Origin of the sequence: Streptomyces albidus (ex Kaewkla and Franco 2022) (assembly GCF_013870515.1) — a bacterium.
Classification (GTDB): Bacteria; Actinomycetota; Actinomycetes; order Streptomycetales; family Streptomycetaceae; genus Streptomyces; species Streptomyces albidus.
Window position 1 is genome coordinate 1 of sequence record NZ_JACBXA010000142.1, and the last position, 15,389, is coordinate 15,389.

Below are 15,389 nucleotides of genomic sequence, written 5' to 3' on the forward strand. Positions count from 1 at the left end.
CACCAGCGTCGTCTTGCCGGCGCCGTTCGGCCCCAGCAGCCCTTGGACGGTGCCTCGCGGCACGGTCAGGTCCAGATCCGTGAGCGCCTTCTTGGCGCCGTAGTCCTTGTGCAGCCCTTCGACCACGATCGCGTCGTCCGCGTTCATGCCGCCCTCCACATCGATAGCTAATCAATTTTGACTAGCTACCTCGGAAGACTAGCGGCGCGACCGCCACTAGTCAAAGTTGATGAGTTGGCTCAGGTCTCCGCGAACGGGTTCGGCGTACCGGGGGGCAGCACCTGCACGTCGCGGCGGCCCTCCCCGGCCATCACGTACGCGCCGTTCTCCAGACGTTCCACCAGCCCGCGCGTCCACTCCGCGCCGCTCTCCGAGTTGTGCACCCAGAGCTTCATGATCTCGCCGATGTGACCCCACTCCTCGGGGGTGCCCTCCTGCGGCGACCAGTGCTGCGCGACCTCCTGACGCCACTCCTCCAGAGCCGCGATCCGCTGCTTGAGCAGGGCGATCGCCTCTTCGCGCGGGAGGTCGACGATGAAGCCGATGCCGGAGGTGAGCATGTCCTGCTTCTCGTCGATGGCGGTGAGCGCGTGCCGCAGAAGTTTCATGAACTCCGCTTCGCCGGCCTCGGTCACCTCGTACTCGGTGCGCGGGGGCCCGCCGACCGTGCTCGGCGCCGTCTCGTACGGGCGCAGCAGACCTTGCTTCGCCAGCTGCTTGAGCGCGTGATAGATCGACCCCGGCTTGGCGTTGGACCACTCGTGGGCGCCCCAGAACTCGAGGTCGTTGCGCACCATGTAGCCGTGCGCCCGCCCGTGTTGGCGCACCGCCCCCAGCACCAGCAGCCGGATCGCCGACATCGTTCCTCGCTTCCGCCGCCCGTTCTTCGCCCGCACCGGGCCCGCGTCGCCGCCAGCCTAGACGGGCGGGGGCGCGGGACGGGCGGGGACGGGTGGCGGACGGCGCTCGCCCGGCGCTACTTGAGGGGTTCCTGCCCGAAGGCCGCCCAGTCCGGCTCCGGCATCGCACCCGTCTCGAAGACGAGGTCGAACGCGCCCTTGCCGTCGATGCTCTCCCTGATGACGTCCGCGTGCCCCGCGTGACGAGCCGTCTCCTCGATGAGGTGCAGCAGTGCCCAGCGCCACGAACGCTTGCCGCCCTCGTCCCAGGGGACCTTGGGCGAGTCGAAGGTCTCGTCGACGGAGCCGATGGCGCGTACGGCCGCGTCGGTCTCCCGCGCCACCTGCTCGTAGAGGTCGAGCAGCACGGCGACGGTCTGGCCCTCACCCGGCTTGAAGCTGTCCTCCCACTCCGCGACGGAGCCGGCGAAGTCGTACTCCTCGCCGTCCGCCCGGAGCCTGCGCAGCCAGCCCCGCTCCCCCACCGCGATGTGCTTGAGCACTCCGGCGAGCGAGAGGGCGCTGGCCGACGGCACGCTGCGGGCCTGCTCCTCGGTCAGCCCGTGCAGTGCACGCCGGATGCCGCCCCGCTGCGCCTCCAGGTACGCCAGGAGTGCGCCGCGCTCGTCGCCGGGTGCCTCGGGCTTCACCACTACGGGCATGGTCGTCACCTTCCGCCAGGAGCCGCCGCGTTCGGCGTCTCTCGATGACGACCAAGCTACGAAGCCTTGTGGTCAGCCACTGTCCTCAAGGCTTCGCCGTGGGGAGAGAACTCCCGTCAGAAGGGGAAACCGCTGCGGGCGTGCTGGATGGAGATCCACTTGGTGGTGGTGAAGGCCTCCACCGCCTGCTCCCCGTTCAGCCGCCCCAGACCGGAGTTCTTCTCGCCGCCGAAGGGGACGATCGGCTCGTCCGCCACCGTCGTGTCGTTGATGTGGACCATGCCGGTCTCTATGCGGTGGGCGATGCGCAGGCCGCGTTCGATGTTGCCGGTGTGGACGGCGCCGCCGAGCCCGTAGGGGGTGTCGTTGGCGACGCGGACGGCCTCGTCCTCACCGTCCACCGGGATGATCAGCGCGACCGGTCCGAGGATCTCCTCACGGAGCGCCGGCGAGCCCTCGGGCAGGTCGGTGAGGACCGTGGGCGAGATGACGTTGCCGTGCTTCGTGCCGCGCAGGAGCGCGGTCGCGCCCTCCGAGACGGTCCGCTCGACGATGGTGTGGACCTTCTCGGCCTGCACGGCGTTGATCAGCGGGCCGATGTGCGTGTCCGGGTCCTCCGGGTCGCCCACCTTCAGCGTCTTGACCTTCGCCACGAACTTCTCGGTGAACGCTTCGCGGACCTGACGGTCCACGATGATGCGGTTCGCCGACATGCACACCTGGCCCTGGTGCACGAAGCGGCTGAAGACGGCCGCGTCCACGGCGTAGTCGAGGTCGGCGTCGTCCAGCACGATCAGGGCGCTGTTGCCGCCCAACTCGAGGACGGTGCGCTTGAAGTGGGATGCGGCGACGGTCGCCACCTGCCTGCCCACGGGCTCCGAACCGGTGAAGGCGATGACCTTCGGCACCGGGTGCGAGATGAAGATGTCGCCGATCTCGGCGGTGTCGGTGATCACGACGTTCAGCAGCCCCGGCGGCAGGCCCGCGTCCTCCAACAGCTTGGCGACCAGCGAACCGCCGCACACGGGCGAGTTCTGGTGCGGCTTGAGGACGACGGCGTTACCGAGAGCGAGAGCGGGCGTAATCGTCTTCAGCGAGAGGAGGAAGGGGAAGTGGAAGGGGGAGACGACGCCCACGACGCCCACCGGGACGCGGTAGACGCGGTTCTCCTTGCCGTCGACGGGCGACGGGGCGATCCGGCCCTCGGCACGCAGCGCCAAGTGGATGGACTCCCGCAGGAATTCCTTGGTCTGGTGCAGCTCGATGGCGGCCTTGAGGCGGGTGCCGCCGACCTCGGCGATGAGCGCCTCGGCGATCTCCTGCTCCCGCTCCTCGATCAGCCGGATCGTACGCTCGAGCACCTGCCGGCGCGTGTAGGGGTTCGTCTTCGCCCAGGCACGCTGATGCCGCTCCGCGGCACGGTAGGCGAGGTCGATCTCCTCGGCGGTCGCGACCGTGATCGACGCGAGCTTCTCGTCGTTGTAGGGATCGAAGTCGATGATGTCCCAGGAGCCACTTCCATGGCACCACTGGCCGTCTATGTACTGAAGCGCCAGGTCCGTGAAGTAGGACATGTCATTCCTTCGTGGGGCAGGAACAAGCCGGGCAATGCCGCCGCGCGGGGCCGCAGCAGAGCACAACTCCGTACTGATAACTGGTCATCGTACTTGCAACTCAGCTTTGTCGGCGGATTGCGAGCAGATGATCTCGCGTGCGCGAGGGTGAGAGGCTGTCCTTCATGAGCCTCCCCAACACCTGGTCGTACTGCGCGACTTCCTCTTTCTTGTCCAGATAGAGAGCACTGGTCAGCTGCTCCAGATAGACGACGTCGTTCAGATCGGACTCGGGAAAGCGAAGCAGTGTGAACGCACCGCTCTCGGCCGGATGTCCGCCCAATTCGAATGGGACGACCTGAACGATGACGTTGTGCGCCTCGGAGACGGCGGCCAGGTGGTCCAACTGGGCGTCCATGATGGCGTGGGAGCCGAACTGGCGGTGCAGGGCTGCCTCGTCCAGGACGCAGACGAACTGGGGGGCGTTCTCGCCGAGGAGGAGCTTCTGGCGCTCGACGCGGAGCGCGATCCTGCGCTCGACCTCGTCGTCGGAGATGTGCGCCCGGTGACCGGCGGTGACGACCGCGTGGGCGTACTCCGGAGTCTGCAACAGGCCGTGCACGAACTGCACTTCGTAAGTGTTGATGTGTGAGGCGGAACCCTCGAGCCCGACATATGTCTGGAACCACCCCGGCAGCACGTCGCTGTAGCTGTGCCACCACCCGGCTATGCTCGATTCCCTCGCGAGCCCGAGCAGGGGTTCGCGCTCGGATTCGTCCACCACTCCGTACAGCGTGAGCAGGTCGGCCACGTCCCGGGCCTTGAAGCTGACGCGGCCCAATTCCATTCTGCTGATCTTCGATTCGGATGCGCGGATCGAATAGCCGGCGGCTTCGCGGGTCACACCGCAGGCCTCACGGAGGCGGCGAAGCTGGGATCCGAGCAGGATGCGTCGCACCATCGACCCGCTTGAACCACTCGCCCCGATTGCGCCGCCACTCACACCCATTGCCGGTTGTGTCTCCATTTCGAGAAACCCTTCACCCCTGCTCTGAGGGAAGTGTGCCATCAATGCGCTTCGTTGCGTGCCCGGGTGATTACACACGATCGAAAGTCTCACGTGCACGTGCATCTGCCCTTGCATCTGCTCTGGGCATTGGCAACCATGGGGATCGCACAAGTGCGCCGCGTGCCAGCGCAGTTGTGGCAGACGGGGTATGGCGAACGAGGAACAGCGAGACCCATCAGGACAGCAAGTCGACCGGATCCACACAGGATCATCACTGCCGCGAATGCCAGGAGTGGCTCGTCATGGGGACCGAAGGATCGACCGTGCTTGAGCCCTTGTGGCGTGGGCTCCCGCACCTCGACCACTCGACCGTCTCCGGGTCCGCCACCTGTGCGCTGCCGCCGCGCTTCGACGCGGTGAAGGGCGCGAGGGACTTCACCCGCGAGACTCTGCAACGCTGGCGGCTGGACGGCGAGTTCGACACCGTCGCTCTGGTCGTCTCAGAACTGGTGACCAACGCGCTGCGCCATGGTCTCCCTTCCCTGAACACCTCACCGGACCTGACCTCTCCGGTGAGGCTCGATCTGATGCGCTGGGCGGCGCGGCTTGTCTGCGCCGTACGCGACCCGAGCGGCGCACCACCGGAGACGACCAACAACTGCACCGAGTATGTGGACTTCACCGCCGAGTCCGGCCGCGGACTGTGCCTGGTGGAGTCCTTCAGCGACGGCTGGGGCTGGCATCCGCTGACCGGGATGATGCGCGGCAAGGTGGTCTGGGCGCTCTTCAGGCTCACGCCCGCCTAGCGCGCACGGTCCCGCGGAGCCCAGGAGCCCGCGCGGAGACGCAGCCCGTGGGGACGGAGCCTGCGTTGGACGGGGGCGGATCACGAGCCCTGCGCCCCTCCCCGGCCCCAGCCCGTCTCGTTCCGCCTTGGAGGCGACTCAACCTCCGCGGCGTCGCGGGCGTCTTCCCGACCGGCTCCGCCGCAGCCCGCGGCGGGGTCAGTCCTGTACGAGGTGGTCGAACTCGCCGTCCTTGACGCCGAGAAGCAAGGCCTCCATCTCGGCGGGCGTGTAGACCAGCGCGGGCCCGTCAGGAAAGCGCGAGTTCCGCACGGCTATCTCGCCACCCGGCAGCTTTGCGAACTCCACACAGGTGCCCTGCGAGTTGCTGTGCCGGCTCTTCTGCCACGCGACTCCGTGCAGGTCCCTCGCGGCCATGCCGTTGTACGGGTGAGGCACTTGGATCTCCCGGGCTGGTGCGGTGTGGGGTGGTCGCACAGTGCGCGGTACGGACACCGTTGTCCTTCAACTGCCCTGGATCATAGCTTCGTTCATGTGCCAATGCATGTGCCGATGCACGTGCACGACAGCCTGTCGCTGTGTCATCACAGCCGGTCAAAGCGGGTTGCGCACCGCTGATCGCTCATCACCCGGGGTCGATTGCTTCCGCTTTCGTACGACCTTCACCCGGCACCACAGTCCGACCACGGGCTCGCCTGAGAGGACATGCTCCGGCCCTGTCTTGACTTGAATCGAGCTTTAACTTCTACCGTCGTTCCGTACACCGACCATCCGTCACCGGCCCCGCAGGAGAAACCATGAGCATGGAGACGACCGCGTGGCACGCGCTCTACGCCTCCCGCTTCGCACAGCAGGACAAGCGTCCCTTCTCACGGGCCGTGCTCACCCGCATCCTCCGCTTCGCACGCGGTCACCGCCGTGCGCTCATCGCGTTCCTCGTCTTCAGCAGCGTGCTGGCTCTCCTCACGGTCGCCACTCCCCTGCTTGCCGGCCGGGTCGTCAACGCCATCGTGGACGGCGCACCGGTCCGCACCGTCACGATGCTCGCCGTCGTGATCGCGCTCATCGCCGTGGCCGAGGCGGCGACCGGGCTCTTCACCCGCTGGCTGTCGGCCCGCATCGGCGAGGGTCTCATCCTCGATCTGCGCACGGCCGTCTACGACCACGTGCAGCGCCAGCCCGTCGCCTTCTTCACGCGTACGCGGACGGGCGCACTCGTCAGCCGTCTCAACAACGACGTGATCGGCGCCCAGCGCGCCTTCAGCAACACCCTGTCCCAGGTCGTCAGCAACCTGGTCACGCTCCTGGCCACGGTGGCCGTGATGGTGCGGCTGTCGTGGCAGATCACGCTGCTGGCGCTGGTGCTCCTTCCTTTGTTCGTGCTGCCCGCCCGCAGGATGGGCGTGCGGCTGGCCCGGCTGGAGCGTGAACGCGCCGACCACAACGCCGCCATGGGCAACCAGATGACCGAGCGCTTCTCCGCACCCGGTGCGACCCTCGTCAAGCTCTTCGGGCGCCCGGAGGAGGAGTCGGCCGAGTTCGCGGGGCGCGCCGGCCGCGTACGGGACATCGGCGTGCGCACGGCCATGGTGCAGTACGTCTTCATCACCGCGCTCACGCTCGTATCGGCGCTCGCGCTCGCACTCGTCTACGGCCTCGGCGGCTTCTACGCGCTGCGCGGATCCCTCGACTCCGGTGCCGTCGTCTCCCTCGCCCTCCTGCTCACCAGGCTCTACGCGCCGCTGACCTCGCTCGCCGGGGCCCGTGTGGAGGTGATGAGCGCACTGGTCAGCTTCCAGCGGGTCTTCGAGATCCTCGACCTGAAGCCGCTGATCGCCGAGAAGCCGGACGCGGTCGCGGTGCCGGACGGCCCCGTCTCCGTGGAGTTCGACGACGTCCACTTCAGCTACCCGTCCGCCGAGAAGGTCTCCCTCGCCTCTCTCGAGGACGTCTCCACGCTGGACACCCGGGGCGGCGAAGAGGTCCTGCACGGCATCTCCTTCCGGGCCGACCCCGGCCGGATGGTGGCTCTCGTGGGCTCCTCGGGCGCCGGGAAGTCGACCGTCGCCTCGCTGGCACCACGGCTCTACGACGCGGACAGCGGGACGGTGCGCGTCGGCGGCACCGACGTACGCGACCTGAGCGCGGCCTCCCTGCGGCGCACGCTCGGCATGGTCACCCAGGACGGCCACCTCTTCCACGACACCATCCGCGCCAACCTGCTGCTCCCACGCCCGGAAGCCACCGACGACGAGCTGTGGGACGCACTGCGCCGCGCACGACTCGACGGTCTGATCGCCTCACTGCCCGACGGCCTGGAGACGGTGGTCGGCGAGCGCGGCTACCGCTTGTCCGGCGGCGAGCGGCAGCGGCTCACGATCGCGCGGCTCCTGCTGGCGCAGCCCCAGGTCGTGATCCTGGACGAGGCGACGGCCCATCTCGACTCCACCTCGGAGGCCGCGGTGCAGGAGGCGCTGAGCGAGGCTCTGGCCGGCCGCACGTCCGTGGTGATCGCCCACCGGCTCTCGACCGTACGGGCGGCCGACCTCATCCTCGTGCTGGAGAGCGGACACATCGTGGAGCGCGGGACGCACGAGGAGCTGCTGGCACTCGGCGGGCGCTACGAGCAGCTGTACCGGACGCAGTTCAGCGAGCGGCCGCCCACGGCGGAGGCGACCGGGACCACGGTCCCCGTCACGCCGGAGGACCCGGCATCGGAACCCCTCGGGAAGACCCTGGGGCAGTCACTCGGCCGGAGCAGTCCAGCGGGCGGTGCCACGGGGCTGAGTGCACGCTGAGGAAGGGCCGACGCGCGTGCGGGCCGGCCTCTCCCACGCACCGGCAAGGATGGGACTCAACGTGACCAACCCCCTTGATCAACTGCGCCGCTGCTCGGTCGCTGTCGACCTCGGTTCCGCCCGCACCCGCGTCCATATCAAGCAGGCGGGGCTCGTCGTCGACGAACCTTCGGCCGTCGCCGTGAACACCTTCTCCGGGGCCCTGATCGCCGTGGGCACCGCCGCCGAACGCATGGACGGCCGCACACCCGGACACATCAGAGTCGTACGCCCGGTCTGCAACGGCACCGTGATCGACATCGAGATGGCCCAGCGGATGCTGCGGGCGCTGGTCGGTACGACGGTCCGCCGGGCGTGGAGACGCAGGGGCGCCATGCAGCGCGCTGCCGTCACCATCCCGCACAACGCCGACCCGCTCGCCCGCAGCGCGGCCGTCGAGACCCTCACGGGGGTGGGCGCCAAGCAGGTCGAGCTGGTCGACACCCCCACCGCCGCCGGTGTCGGCTGCGGCCTTCCCGTGGAGCAGCCCGAGGCCACCATGATCCTGGTCTGCGGGGCGACCACCACGCAGATCGCCGTGCTCTCACTGGGCGCGATCGTCTCGGCCACGACCGTGCCGATGGGCGGTAACACCATCCATCACGCCGTCGTCCAGCACCTGCGCAACCACCACGAGCTGATCCTGCCGAGCCAGGCCGTACGCCCGCTCCACCTCGCCCTGACAGGCGGGAACGGCGGGACGACAGAGGTGTGGGGACGTGACGTGGCGACCGGCATGGCCCGTACGGTCTGCATCAACCCGGACGACGTGCGCGCTGCCATAGAGGCTCCGTTGATCGGGCTCTCCGATGCGATCCGCAGCGTGCTGCACAACTGTCCCCCGGACCTCGTCGCCGACCTCGCGGACTCCGGCATGGTGCTGGCGGGCGGCAGCGCGCAGCTGCCGGGGCTCGACGAGCGCTTGCGTGCGGGCACGGGGATGCCCGTGCACATCGCCGATCAGCCTTCCCTCTGTGCCGTGAACGGGCTCGCGGCCATGGTCGAGGGGCAGATCAGACCGCTGGGCGCCGAGGTCCACTGACTGTCACTGCCGGTGCGGTCCGGCAGCGGGCGGGCGTAGCGTCGAGAGTATGTGCAGAAACATCAAGACCTTGCGCCCGCCGTACGCGGAGACCGTGACACCCGACGACATGAGGGCCGCGGCCCTGCAGTACGTGAGGAAGGTGTCGGGGTTCCGTAAGCCCGCCGCGCACAACGCCGAAGCCTTCGAATCGGCCGTCGACCGGGTCGCCGCGGCGACCGAGGACCTGCTGGCATCACTCGTTGTACGCCACTGAAGACAAACCGCTTTCGTGACGGCATGCTGATCGGATAGTCGGGTAGCTGCTCCCAGATCTGAGCAAATCCCAGAACTGAAAGGTCCAAGCGTGCCGGATAAACGGGTGGAACGGAGCGCGACAGAGGAGCCCCCAGGGGGCTCCTCGGGCGGTCCGTCGTCATGGAAGCCACAGACGGACAGAGTGGTGTTCGGCGTCACAGCCGCGCTCACGCTCGGGTTCATCGTCTGGGGCGCCGTTGCGACCGACAGCCTCGAGAGCGTCTCGACGACGATGCTCAACAGCACGATGCACAACGGCGGTTGGGCATTCGTGCTCGCCGCCTCGGGCTTCGTGGTCTTCTCACTGTGGCTGGCGTTCAGCCGGTACGGGAAGATCACCCTCGGCAAGGAGGGCGAGCAGCCGGAGTTCAAGACGGTCTCATGGGTCGCGATGATGTTCAGCGCGGGCATGGGCATCGGCCTGATGTTCTACGGCGTCAACGAGCCGCTGACGCACTTCGCGACCCCGCCGCCCGGTACGGGTGGTACGGGGGCTCCTGCGGCCGAGCGCCTGGAAACGGCGATGGCCACGACGCTCTTCCACTGGACGTTGTACCCGTGGGCCATCTACGCGGTCGTCGGCCTCGCCATCGCCTACAGCTGCTTCAGGCGCGGGCGCCGGCAGACGATCAGCGCGGTCTTCACGCCGCTCATCGGTGAGCGGAACGCCAACGGCGCGTTCGGACGCGTCATCGACATCCTGGCGATCTTCGCCACGCTGTTCGGCTCCGCGGCCTCGCTCGGCCTCGGCGCCCTGCAGATCGGCAGCGGCGTCAAGGAGGTCAACTGGGCCTCCGAGGTGGGCACTCCGGTCCTGGTGGTCATCATCGCGGTGCTGACCGCGGCGTTCGTGGCCTCCGCGGTCTCGGGCGTGGAGAAGGGCATCCAGTGGCTGTCCAACATCAACATGGTGCTGGCCGGTCTTCTGGTCCTCTTCGTCTTCATCGTCGGCCCGACGATTCTGATGCTCAACCTGCTGCCGACGTCGGTGGGTTCGTTCATCGGTGAGCTGCCGCAGATGGCCGCCCGTACGGACTCGACCGCGGGCAAGGGCGTCGCCGAGTGGCTCTCCGGCTGGACGGTCTTCTACTGGGCCTGGTGGATCTCGTGGACGCCCTTCGTGGGCATGTTCATCGCCCGCATCAGCCGCGGCCGCACGATCCGCCAGTTCGTCGGCGGTGTGATCCTCGTGCCCAGCGTCGTCAGCCTGATCTGGTTCGCCGTCTTCGGCGGTACGGCCATCAGCCTGGAGCGCAACGGCGCGAAGATCACTGACGAGTCGACGGCCGAAGGCCAGCTGTTCGCGGTGCTGCGCGAGTACCCGATCGCCAGCGTCACCAGCCTCATCGTGATGATCCTCGTCGGCATCTTCTTCGTCTCCGGCGCCGACGCCGCCTCGATCGTCATGGGCACGCTCTCGCAGAAGGGCACGCTCGAACCGAGTCGCAACGTCGTCATCGTCTGGGGCGTGCTGACCGGTGCCGTGGCAGCGATCATGCTGCTGATCGGCGGCGGCGGAGCGACGGCGCTCAACGGCCTGAAGAACCTGACGATTCTGGTGGCCGTGCCGTTCACCGTCGTGATGGTCGGCATGTGCATCGCGTTGACCCAGGATCTGCGGCGCGACCGGCTCATCATCGTCGGTGAGCGTGGTGACGAGGCTGTCGAGACCGCTGTCATCGCCGGACACGAGAAGTACGGCGGCGAGTTCGAGATCCGCATCGGCCCCGCCGCGGCCGAGGCGCTTCCGGTCGACGCCGGCCCCGGGCACGGCACGTACGGACCCGAGGACTCGTCCGGCGACGATTCGGGCGGCGGCTCGGGTGGTGACTCGGGCGGCGGTACCGGCAAGGACTGACCGGGCACCGTTCCCAGTTGACGCGAAGCGCCCCCTCAAGGCCTGGCCTTGAGGGGGCGCTTCGCGTCATCCAGCCGGTTCGGCCCGGGTGAGTCGCCGGCGCTTGATGGACCAGAACAGCTTCTGCCCCAGCAGGGTAAGAGTGCCGGCGATGAGGATGCCCGAGAGGTTGAGGGCGAGCTGCTGCACGGAGCCCGTCGTCTCGCGCAGATCGCCGTAGCTGAGCGCCATCGCGGCGTTCGCCGCCGCGGGGACGGTGGTCACCGAGATCGCTACGCCCACCAGGGCACCGGACTTGGCGGAGGTGAGGGAGAGGATCCCGGCGACACCCGCCAGGACCGCGACCACGAACGACATCAGGTCCGGGTTCCACACGAAGTCGCTGACGGGGTGCGGCTGCAGGTACCTCTCCTTCGAGAAGAGCCCGAGCGCGTCCATCATCACCGTGAAGAGGCCCGTCGCGAGCATCGCCAGCGGAAATCCCACCAGCAGCGCGACGAGCGGACGCGCTGCGAGGCGCGGTTTCCGGCGGGCGAGAGCGATGCACACACCGGCCAGGGGCCCGAACTCCGGGCCGACCGCCATGGCGCCGACGATGAGGATCGCGCTGTCCAGCAGCACACCGCATGCGGCGAGCATCGTCGCCACGACGAGGAACGCCAGGAAGGTCAGCGACAGCCGGGACTCCTCGTGCGTCGCGTCGGTGAGCGACTCCCACAGCACGGCGTCGACGCCCTCGCCGGGCGCGTCCACCTCGGCCTTGGCCGCCCGCTCCGAGAGGGACAGATCGATGTCGTCGACCGAGATCGATCCGTGCTCTGCGAGGTCGAGCCGGGTCAGCTCGGCGATCAGGTCGTCGGCCGCCTCGCGGGCCACGTCGCACAGCACCAGGTCGCCCTCGGGGTTGCGGGCGGCGCCGGGCAGGACGACGAGATGGGCTGTGCCGACCGTCGTCTCAAGAAGGGAGACGACCTCATCGGTGTGGGTCGACGGAGTGATCAGCCTCAGATGGAGCATGACGGAAGAGTAGAGGCCCCCCGCCCGTGCCCGCGGGCCAGGCCCGGGGACGGCTGCGGAGGCCGCGACTCCGCCCCCACGGAAGGGGACTTCACGGGCAATTCATCCCCCGACGCCGCCGTGAACACAATGAACACAACGACCATTAAGTTCTTTCGCGCACAGGGGGCGAAACCGCCGCGTCCCCCGTGCAGCATGTGGGCCGTCCCCCAGCCGGACCTCACACACGAAAGGCGGTGCCCCGCGTGCGCCAGCGCACTCTGTTGTCCCTTCTCGGGGCGTCGCTGCTCGTACTGATCGGCCCCCCGCTGATCACGACGGGCAGCGGTGCCGAGACGGGGACGAACATCCCCGGGCTGCAGTTCATGGTGCCCAACACCCCAGGCGGCGGCTACGACATCACCGCGCGTACCGCCGCGAAGGACGCCGAGAACGCCGAACTCAACCACAACATCGAGGTGTTCAACCTGCCCGGCGCGGGCGGCACCGTCGGGCTGAGCCGCCTCGTCAACGAACGCGGCAACGGCAAGCTCGCGATGTCGATGGGCCTGGGCGTCGTCGGAGCCGTACGCACCAACGAGTCCCCCTCCACACTCGCCGACGCGACCCCGATCGCGCGCACCGTGGAGGAGCCGGACATCGTCGTCGTCTCCAAGGACTCCAAGTACAAGACGTTCGAGCAGCTGCTCGCCGACTGGAAGAAGAAGCCCGGCAAGCTGCCCGTCGGCGGCGGCTCCTCGGCGGGCGGACCCGACCACCTGGCACCCATGCTCATGGCCAGGGACGCGGGGATCGACCCCAAGTCCGTGAACTACGTGCCCTTCGACGGCGGCGGCGAACTGCTCGCCTCCGTGCTCGGCGGCAAGGTCGCGTTCGGCATCTCCGGCATCAGCGAGTACCGCGACCAGATCAAGTCCGGAGAGCTGCGCCTGCTCGCCGTCACCGGAAAGAAGCGGATCAAGGGCTTCGACGCCCCCACCCTCAAGGAGGCGGGCATGGACGTGGAGTTCACCAACTGGCGCGGCATCATGGCGCCGCCCGGCCTGTCGGAGGCGGAGCGCGCGAAGCTCACGCACTTCTTCGACGAGCTGCACGGCTCCCCGCAGTGGCGGAAGTCCCTCGTGCGCAACGGCTGGGACGACGCGTATCTGACCGGTGAGAAGTTCGGGAACTTCCTGGACGCGCAGGACAAGCGCGTCCGGTCCGTACTGAAGGAGGTGGGCGAGTGATGGCCACCGAACCTGCGACATCCACACCGCCAACGCCCGCGCCGGAAGGCGGCAGTTGGGGCGAGCGCCTGCGCGGCCGTTCCGAACTCGGCGTCAGCGTCCTGCTGCTGGCCGTCGGCGTTCTCGTTCTGAGTGACACGCTCACCATGGAGACCGTCGCCAACCAGCGTGGTCCCGTCGGCCCGAAGACCGTGCCACTCGTGGTCGGGATCGCGCTGCTGGTGGTGGCCGTCGTCCTCGCCGTCGACGTGCTGCGCGGCGGGCGCGGGGAGGCCGAGTCAGGCGAGGACGTCGACCTCGACGAGCCGTCCGACTGGCGCACCGTCGCCCTGCTCGCCGGCATCTTCCTCGCCACGGCGGCCCTGATCGACCCGCTGGGCTTCCCGATCACGGGTGCGCTGCTCTTCTGGGGCTCCGCGTACGCGCTCGGCAGCCGCAACTTCGCCCGCGACCCCCTCATCGCGGCCGTCCTGTCCCTGGCCACCTTCGCGGCCTTCAACACCCTGCTGGGCGTTCCGCTGCCCGGTGGCCCGCTGATGGGGGTGCTCTGACAGATGGATTCTCTCTCCTCCCTGCTGGACGGCTTCGGTACGGCTCTGACCCCGCTCAATCTGCTGTGGGCCGCGGTAGGCGTGCTCCTGGGCACGGCGATCGGCGTGCTGCCGGGCATCGGCCCGGCCATGGCCGTCGCGCTGCTGCTGCCGGTGACGTACGGGCTCGATCCGATCGCCGCGTTCATCATGTTCGCGGGCATCTACTACGGCGGGATGTTCGGCGGCTCGACCACCTCGATCCTGCTCAACACCCCGGGTGAGAGTGCGGCCGTCGTCACCGCCATCGAGGGCAACCCGATGGCCAAGTCGGGCCGGGGCGCGCAGGCCCTGGCAGCGGCGGCCATCGGGCACTTCGCGGGCGGCATGATCGGCACGGTCCTGCTGGTGGTGCTGGCCCCGACGGTGGCGGCACTCGCCGTGGACATCGGCGCACCCGACTACTTCGCGATCATGGTCCTGGCCTTCATCGCCGTCACGTCGGTGCTGGGCAGCTCCCGGATCCGCGGGTTCGCGGCGCTGCTCATCGGGCTCACCATCGGCCTGGTCGGGCTGGACCAGATGACGGGCCAGCAGCGGCTCACCATGGGCAGCCTCCAGCTGTCCGACGGAATCGACGTCGTGATCGTCGCCGTCGGCCTGTTCGCGATCGGCGAGGCCCTGTGGGTCGCCGCCCGCATGCGGCACTCCTCGGGCGAGTCCATTCCGGTCGGACGGCCGTGGCTGGACCGGGGCGACCTGCGCCGCACCTGGAAGCCGTGGCTCCGAGGGCCGGCGATCGGCTTCCCGTTCGGCGCGATCCCCGCGGGCGGCGCCGAGATCCCGACCTTCCTCTCGTACGTCACCGAGAAGCGGCTCTCCCGCCACAAGGACGAGTTCGGCAAGGGCGCCATCGAGGGCGTCGCCGGACCGGAGTCGGCGTCCTCGGCCTCCGCAGCCGGGACCCTGGTCTCGCTGCTGACTCTGGGCCTGCCCACGACCGCCGTGGCGGCCGTGATGCTCGCCGCGTTCCAGCAGTACGGCATCCAGCCCGGCCCGCTGCTCTTCGAGCGGGAGCCGGAGCTGGTGTGGGGCCTCATCGCCTCGCTCTTCGTCGGCATGGTGCTGCTGCTGGTGCTCAACCTGCCGATGGCGCCGGTGTGGGCGAAGCTGCTCCGCATCCCCCGCCCGTACCTCTACGCGGGGATCCTCTTCTTCGCGGCCGTCGGCGCCTACGCCGTCGGGGGCGAGGCCATCGACCTGGTGATCCTGCTCGTCATCGGGCTCATCGGACTGATGATGCGGCGGTACGGGCTTCCCGTACTGCCCGCGATCATCGGAGTCATCCTCGGCCCTGCCGCCGAGCAGCAGCTGCGCCGGGCACTTCAGATCAGCGACGGCAGCGTGACGGGACTGGTGAACACTCCGTTCTCGGTCACCGTCTACGTCGTGATCGTCGTGCTGCTGGCCTGGCCCTGGCTGCGCAGGCTGACCGGCCGGGCGCGGCCCGCGGGCCCGCAAGGCCCCGCAGGCTCCGGCTCGGATTCCGGGGAGGGCAAGGAGGAAAGCAAGGTCTGAGGGCCCCACCCCTCACCTTGCTCACAGAGCTGCGCCCCGCCGCTCCGGTTCGTACCGGAGGGCGGGGCGCAG

Annotated in this window: 14 protein-coding genes and 1 pseudogene; 8 read left to right on the forward strand and 7 right to left on the reverse strand. The window is 68.8% G+C overall.

Translation table 11 applies throughout. The features are described 5' to 3' along the window. The 5 genes from H5J26_RS19700 to H5J26_RS19720 all read right to left on the reverse strand — a co-directional run. Positions 1-147, reverse strand: a 147-nt coding sequence (locus H5J26_RS19700; RefSeq protein WP_181767228.1) for an ATP-binding cassette domain-containing protein, incomplete at its 3' end; no start/stop codon positions are given. A gap of 92 nt (positions 148-239) precedes the next feature. Further along, the gene (locus H5J26_RS19705; protein WP_181767229.1) at positions 240-860 is read right to left on the reverse strand and encodes a PadR family transcriptional regulator; all 621 of its coding nucleotides are present in this window, start codon (positions 858-860) and stop codon (positions 240-242) included. Between the two features lie 116 nt (positions 861-976). Next, complete coding sequence (locus H5J26_RS19710) at positions 977-1,561, reverse strand: DinB family protein (RefSeq protein WP_181767230.1); 585 nt, start codon at positions 1,559-1,561, stop codon at positions 977-979. A gap of 116 nt (positions 1,562-1,677) precedes the next feature. Beyond that, entirely contained in the window at positions 1,678-3,135 is a 1,458-nt protein-coding gene (locus H5J26_RS19715; RefSeq protein WP_181767231.1) for an aldehyde dehydrogenase family protein, read from the reverse strand. A 100-nt stretch (positions 3,136-3,235) separates the two neighbouring features. Continuing rightward, positions 3,236-4,075, reverse strand: coding sequence for a helix-turn-helix domain-containing protein (locus tag H5J26_RS19720; protein WP_235980838.1), 840 nt, complete (start codon positions 4,073-4,075; stop codon positions 3,236-3,238). 350 nt (positions 4,076-4,425) lie between these two features. Here H5J26_RS19720 and H5J26_RS19725 point away from each other — a divergent pair, with 350 nt between their 5' ends. Continuing rightward, entirely contained in the window at positions 4,426-4,929 is a 504-nt protein-coding gene (locus tag H5J26_RS19725; protein ID WP_181767232.1) for an ATP-binding protein, read from the forward strand. Between the two features lie 198 nt (positions 4,930-5,127). On the opposite strand, the gene H5J26_RS19730 is transcribed toward H5J26_RS19725, so the two are convergent. Then, positions 5,128-5,367: a DUF397 domain-containing protein gene (locus tag H5J26_RS19730; RefSeq protein WP_181767233.1), complete on the reverse strand. Its 240-nt coding sequence runs from the start codon at positions 5,365-5,367 to the stop codon at positions 5,128-5,130. 359 nt (positions 5,368-5,726) lie between these two features. Here H5J26_RS19730 and H5J26_RS19735 point away from each other — a divergent pair. The 4 genes and pseudogenes from H5J26_RS19735 to H5J26_RS19750 all read left to right on the forward strand — a co-directional run. Beyond that, positions 5,727-7,601: pseudogene (locus H5J26_RS19735) on the forward strand (ABC transporter ATP-binding protein); the annotation flags it as partial. A 187-nt stretch (positions 7,602-7,788) separates the two neighbouring features. Next, on the forward strand, positions 7,789-8,808 hold the full coding sequence (locus H5J26_RS19740; RefSeq protein WP_181767235.1) for a rod shape-determining protein: 1,020 nt from the start codon (positions 7,789-7,791) through the stop codon (positions 8,806-8,808). Between the two features lie 49 nt (positions 8,809-8,857). After that, a complete protein-coding gene (locus H5J26_RS19745) occupies positions 8,858-9,064 on the forward strand; it encodes a DUF2277 domain-containing protein (RefSeq protein WP_181767236.1) in 207 nt (68 codons plus the stop codon). Between the two features lie 90 nt (positions 9,065-9,154). Then, a complete protein-coding gene (locus tag H5J26_RS19750) occupies positions 9,155-10,963 on the forward strand; it encodes a BCCT family transporter (RefSeq protein ID WP_419183825.1) in 1,809 nt (602 codons plus the stop codon). 66 nt (positions 10,964-11,029) lie between these two features. Here the strand turns inward: H5J26_RS19750 and H5J26_RS19755 are convergent, their stop codons facing one another. Further along, the gene (locus H5J26_RS19755) at positions 11,030-11,980 is read right to left on the reverse strand and encodes a DUF389 domain-containing protein (protein ID WP_181767237.1); all 951 of its coding nucleotides are present in this window, start codon (positions 11,978-11,980) and stop codon (positions 11,030-11,032) included. Positions 11,981-12,225: 245 nt separating this feature from the next. On the opposite strand from H5J26_RS19755, the gene H5J26_RS19760 reads away from it, so the two are divergent. From H5J26_RS19760 to H5J26_RS19770, 3 genes are read left to right on the forward strand one after another with little or no spacing between them, the layout of a single operon-like run. After that, on the forward strand, positions 12,226-13,209 hold the full coding sequence (locus H5J26_RS19760; protein WP_181767238.1) for a Bug family tripartite tricarboxylate transporter substrate binding protein: 984 nt from the start codon (positions 12,226-12,228) through the stop codon (positions 13,207-13,209). Beyond that, entirely contained in the window at positions 13,209-13,760 is a 552-nt protein-coding gene (locus H5J26_RS19765) for a tripartite tricarboxylate transporter TctB family protein (protein WP_181767239.1), read from the forward strand. The genes H5J26_RS19760 and H5J26_RS19765 overlap by 1 nt, the downstream gene beginning before the upstream one ends. A gap of 3 nt (positions 13,761-13,763) precedes the next feature. Beyond that, entirely contained in the window at positions 13,764-15,317 is a 1,554-nt protein-coding gene (locus H5J26_RS19770; RefSeq protein WP_235980839.1) for a tripartite tricarboxylate transporter permease, read from the forward strand. The last annotated feature ends 72 nt before the right edge of the window (positions 15,318-15,389 follow it).

Bases quoted from the DNA above. Each gene is read 5' to 3' on its own strand.
- H5J26_RS19705 (WP_181767229.1), bottom strand. From the start codon at position 860: ATGTCGGCGATCCGGCTGCTGGTGCTGGGGGCGGTGCGCCAACACGGG.
- H5J26_RS19710 (WP_181767230.1), bottom strand. From the start codon at position 1,561: ATGCCCGTAGTGGTGAAGCCCGAGGCACCCGGCGACGAGCGCGGCGCA.
- H5J26_RS19715 (WP_181767231.1), bottom strand. From the start codon at position 3,135: ATGTCCTACTTCACGGACCTGGCGCTTCAGTACATAGACGGCCAGTGG.
- H5J26_RS19720 (WP_235980838.1), bottom strand. From the start codon at position 4,075: ATGGTGCGACGCATCCTGCTCGGATCCCAGCTTCGCCGCCTCCGTGAG.
- H5J26_RS19725 (WP_181767232.1), top strand. From the start codon at position 4,426: ATGGGGACCGAAGGATCGACCGTGCTTGAGCCCTTGTGGCGTGGGCTC.
- H5J26_RS19745 (WP_181767236.1), top strand. From the start codon at position 8,858: ATGTGCAGAAACATCAAGACCTTGCGCCCGCCGTACGCGGAGACCGTG.
- H5J26_RS19755 (WP_181767237.1), bottom strand. From the start codon at position 11,980: ATGCTCCATCTGAGGCTGATCACTCCGTCGACCCACACCGATGAGGTC.
- H5J26_RS19765 (WP_181767239.1), top strand. From the start codon at position 13,209: ATGGCCACCGAACCTGCGACATCCACACCGCCAACGCCCGCGCCGGAA.
- H5J26_RS19770 (WP_235980839.1), top strand. From the start codon at position 13,764: ATGGATTCTCTCTCCTCCCTGCTGGACGGCTTCGGTACGGCTCTGACC.